This window comes from Chitinophaga sp. (genome assembly GCF_035564935.1).
Lineage (GTDB): Bacteria > Bacteroidota > Bacteroidia > Chitinophagales > Chitinophagaceae > Chitinophaga.
Window position 1 is genome coordinate 1 of sequence record NZ_DATMTE010000965.1, and the last position, 4,071, is coordinate 4,071.

3 protein-coding genes are annotated in these 4,071 nt (G+C 50.9%); all 3 read right to left on the reverse strand.

Annotated elements, in window-relative coordinates; genetic code table 11:
* A partial coding sequence (locus VN105_RS24990) for a SusC/RagA family TonB-linked outer membrane protein (protein WP_325645371.1) occupies positions 1–1,936 on the reverse strand: 1,936 nt, incomplete at its 3' end.
* 232 nt (positions 1,937–2,168) lie between these two features.
* Positions 2,169–3,332 (reverse strand): FecR family protein, encoded by a 1,164-nt coding sequence (locus VN105_RS24995; protein WP_325645373.1) that lies wholly within the window; start codon positions 3,330–3,332, stop codon positions 2,169–2,171.
* An 83-nt stretch (positions 3,333–3,415) separates the two neighbouring features.
* Positions 3,416–4,009, reverse strand: coding sequence for an RNA polymerase sigma-70 factor (locus VN105_RS25000; protein ID WP_325645375.1), 594 nt, complete (start codon positions 4,007–4,009; stop codon positions 3,416–3,418).
* Positions 4,010–4,071 lie beyond the last annotated feature (62 nt).

A 4,071-nucleotide genomic window follows, 5' to 3' on the forward strand; every position in this document is an offset into this window, starting at 1 on the left:
TGGCAGGGATACCCACCATGGATCCCAGAAATTCATCGCTGGTATATCCTTTCACAGTAAAGCTGTAGCCGTTGTTTTGCTGGCTCTGGTAAGTAGCGCCTGCAAGGATATCCAGCCGGCTTTTCCCGAAGGTGGTAGCATATTCCGCCTGCGGTTCTACTATCCAGCTTTTAAAACTGTTATTGCCAAAAGAGGCTCTTCCTGTGAGATCCTGCGTTTGGGGATTCTGCGCGGTTTTAGGTACCAGGCTCAGTTCATTTACCGTCATGTTGTTATAACCGATACTACTGCGGATGGTAAGTCCCGGCGCCACGAGGTAAGACACCAATGCATCGGCCATCAGGCTTTCTGTGGTAGCGGTATATTTCTGCAGCATATAGGCAAGCGGGTTATCCATGGTGATACCTTTTTCATTCCACATTAATCCCCCTGCCGAATCATAAAGCGCATAATTGGGTGGTAATGTAACAGATCCTGCCAGGTCCCTGCTGCTGGTGGTATTTTTACCGGAAGAATAATTTGCGCGGAAGGCGCCGTTGAATTTACGGTCGCTGGAGCGGGTGTTCAGGCTTAACTGTCCTGAAGCCCTGCTGTTAGGGAACTTACCGGGATACACATCTGTTTCCCTGTAATAACCTCCGCCTGCAAGATATTGTACCAATTCCGATCCGCCGGAAACAGAAGCCTGTGCGTTGGTGGTAGTAGCGGTACCGCCAATCAGTTGCCTGGTCAGGTTATTATCGCGCGTGGTATCCCACAGCAGCAGGTCGTATGCATTGGCGATGGTTTTAACTTTGTTATCGTTGGCGAACGCCTCATTACGCATCGCCACATAATCCTTTGTGCTGAGGAGGTTGGGTAGTTTTGCGCGACTGCCGCCGGAAGTAACATTGATATTGAAACGGGTGGCGCCTGCCTTACCGCGGCGGGTGGTAATAAGCACCACGCCATTGGCCCCGCGGCTGCCGTAGATAGCAGTGGCGTCTGCATCTTTTAATATCTCTATACTTTCAATATCCGACATGTTAATGCTGTTGATGGGACTAAGACCGGTAGTGCTGTACGCGGAAATAGCGGATTGCAACAGGTTGATGTTGGCGTTATTTGCTGCCAGCGGAATGCCATCCAGTATAAAAAGGGGTTCATTGCTGGCGCTGTTGTATTTGTCTACCTGCGTGCGGCCGCGGATCTCCACTTTAAAAGCGGCGCCGGGCACACCGGAGGTTTGCGTAATGATCACGCCCGGCGTTCTTCCCTGCAAGGCCGCCAGTACGTTGGATACCGGCGCCTGGTTCAGTTCTTTGCCCGTTATTTTGTCGATGTTGCCGGTAGCCATACGTTTGGAAGTAAAACCGTAAGCCTGCACTACCTTTTCATCGAGCGCGCTAACGGAGGCCTCCAGCACAATACGCATGGCATTGCCGGAAGGCGGCACTATTACTTCCCTTGACTGAAACCCGATAAAAGTGATCAGCAATGTTTCGCCGGGTTTGGCTTTTATGGAGAACTTACCCGAAGCATCGGTGCTTACATAATCGGAAGTGCCTTTCACCCGGATGTTGGCGCCGGGTAGCGGTGTACCATCTGAAGCAATGATGATCCCCGTTGCCGTGCCCTGATCGGGAACAGCTTCGGGAATTGCTTCCTTCTCCCGGATAATAATATTCTTATCCCGGATGGTGTACACCAGGGAGCGGTCTTTCAATACCCCTGTGAGAAAGGCTTCCAGCGGGATGTCTTTTACCGCCACAGATACCGGCGAGGCGGCTTTGACCAGTTCCAGGTCGTAGAAAACGAGGTAGCCGGTTTGCTTCCGGATCTCTGAAAAAACCTGGTTCAATGGAATGTTATTAGCATTCAGTGTCATTGTTTGCGACGCCACTTTGGCGGATACATGCAAACAGCAAACTAACAGGAGATAAGCGGTGAATCGCATAACCCGGATGATTTTAGCCAGGAAACCGGTTGAGGTTCCACAGGTTGATTTTTTGGAACTTCCCGAAAGGCCAGGCATGGGATGGCCCTTACAAAGCGCATAAATTTGCATACTTTTGTAATAGTTAATGGTTGATTAATAATGAGTCTTACCCAGACTTTGCTATTTAAATAACCAGACTACCTGCCGCTCCGGTTGCCCCCGGGGCGGTTTTCATCTGTATAGGCTGTTGTCAGAACGACCGTACCACCAGCCGTTTTCCTTCTTCTATATGTACATTTACTTTCATCATACGCATCACCTCTACAATATCGGAGAGGTGGAGGTTTCTCGACAGCTGCCCGCCGAAAAGGCGATGTGGTACCGGCCCTTTGTACACCACCTCCACATCGTACCAGCGTGCTACCTGTTGCAGCACCTGTTCCAGGTCCATCTGCTCAAAATCAAAAATGCCATTCTTCCAGGCGATCGCCTGCGATACCCCCGCGGATGTAAGTGATTTTACTATTACGCCCGTTGCACGCGGATCGGCCTGCGCCTGCTGACCGGGCTGCAGTAATACTTTATCACTACCCCTTACCACCCGCACCTTCCCGCTGGTAAGCGTAGTGCGGATACTATTTTCCTCCGTATAAGCGTTCACGTTAAAATGGGTTCCCAGTACTTCCACGGAAATACCTGCCGGTAAGCTCACACGGAATGGCTGCCCGGGCACTGCTGCCACTTCAAAGTAGGCTTCTCCCGTAACAGTTACCAAACGTTCTTTACCGGTAAAAGCGGTAGGGTAACGGATAGAGGAGGCTGCATTCAACCATACCGCTGAATTATCCGGCAACACTAACCTGAACTGGCCGCCGCGGGGCGTAGTCAATACGTTATAGCCCACCTCACTGCTGCCGGCTTTCACATCATACCGCAGTTCCCCGGCCTGCTGGCTTACAGCCGTATTTCCCTGTTGTATCACCTGCCTGCCGCTGCTGTCAAGCGCTACCTGTGTACCATCTGCCAATGTGAGCATTGCTTTGTTGGTACCCGGCAGCACATCCGCTTTTGCTGCAAGTTCTAACGGTGACTGGCGGTGGCTCATGAAATAAACGATACTGCCCAACAGCAGCAAACCGGCTGCTGCAGCTGCTGCCCACCACCATTTGCGGGCAGGTAATTGCCGTATCTCCGGTTGCGCTGCCGGCAACTGCGTCAGGATATGATGATAAAGCGCATCTGCCTCTGTACCGGGCAACGTAACATCTGTGCGGTGTTTTTCTATTAATTCATCCAGTATTGCTTCATCGGGTTCGCCTTCCCGTAAGGCAGCCATTAAAGCGACCCGCTCTTCCGGGGAAGCAGTTTGATCATAAAACCGGTTCAGCAAATATTTCCATCTTGCTCCCTGCATATTGGTGGTTTGTAAGATAAAGTGGTCCTATTTACACTACTGACAAACAGGAGGGAAAGAAGGGGTAGTTGAGGAAAAAAAATTCAGCGGCGTACCTCCAACAGGCAAATAGCCAATAATCCAATGGTGTTGCCGTTATCTGCCAGGTATTGTTTTACCGATCTGAGAGCGGCCATCATATGTTTTTTTACAGTTTCCCGGGAGATGTTTAACCGGTAGGCGATTTCGTCGTGTTTAAGCCCTTCTGAACGGCTCATGCGGTATACTTTCTGCTGTTGTGCCGGCAACTGTGCGATGGCTTTGTGCAGCAATTGCTCCAGCTCTTTGCCTAATGCAGCTTCTTCCGTTGGGTTATGGTCTTCCCGGAAGGGATACAACTCCCTGATGAGAGTTTCCTCGTGCGCCCGCCGTTTCATCCCGTTCAGCACCTGGTTACGGGTCATCCTGTTAATATATGCGGGCAGGTTATCAATGTTGTGCAACGACCGGCGGTTGATCCAGATCTTCACCAGCACGTCTTGTACTACGTCTTTGGCGATCGTGTCCGACGCTGTCATCCTGAGTGCGAAAGAATAAATAAAAGGATGGTAACGGTCAAACAAAAGCCTGAACGCCGCCTCCTCTCCCCCGGCTAACTGCTCCAGCCATTGCCGCTCCGTATTCAAATTTTCTTGCATGTTCCGAGACCTGCCTCCCCCGGCAGTAATTGGTTGATTAGCGGCTAAAAGTAGTAAAAATT